This window comes from Collinsella sp. LCP21S3_D3 (assembly GCF_052118305.1).
GTDB lineage: Bacteria > Actinomycetota > Coriobacteriia > Coriobacteriales > Coriobacteriaceae > Collinsella.
This window is the reverse complement of sequence record NZ_JBQKHK010000061.1, coordinates 1-543: the sequence shown is the minus strand read 5'-3', so window position 1 is coordinate 543 and position 543 is coordinate 1. Positions and strand designations below refer to the sequence as shown.

Genomic DNA, 543 nt, shown 5'->3' with positions numbered 1-543 from the left:
GATCGCGTCGAAAATGTTGGTGTAAGGGTGACACCCTAGCGCTCGTTTAACGAAGAACGGCCTTCGTCCTAGAATCTGAAATCACCACAACAACAGGTTCTAGGAAAGGACGAAGACCGCTATGGAAATCTTATCAGACCCGACGCCGGACATGCTCGCTATGCCCCGTTTCGACGACGGCGCCATCGATATGCAGGAGCTGCTTCGCAGACTCGCCGAGCAGGTCGTGAACGCCGTGATGGACGCCGAGGCCGACCAGCTCTGCGGTGGCGGGGCGAACAGCCGAAACGGCTACCGCGAGAGGTCGCTCGCCACCTGCGTCGGCACGCTGACGCTGCGCATCCCCAAGCTGCGCTCCGGCAGCTTCTTCCCGGAGGACGTGCTCGAGCGCCACCGGCGCGTCGACCGCGCCCTCGTTGCCGCCGTCGCCGAGATGTACGCCACGGGCACGAGCACCCGCAAGGTGCAGAGGGTGGCCGAGAAGATGGGCGTCTCCAGGCTCTCGAAGGACCAGGTGAGCGCAATCGCCTCGAGCCTGGACGC

The 543-nt window shown here is 63.9% G+C and carries 1 protein-coding gene; it reads left to right on the top strand.

The annotated features are described in order from the left end of the window. Nucleotides 1-151 precede the first annotated feature (151 nt). A partial coding sequence (locus ACTQ1S_RS09375; protein ID WP_441547572.1) for a transposase occupies nucleotides 152-543 on the top strand: 392 nt, incomplete at its 3' end.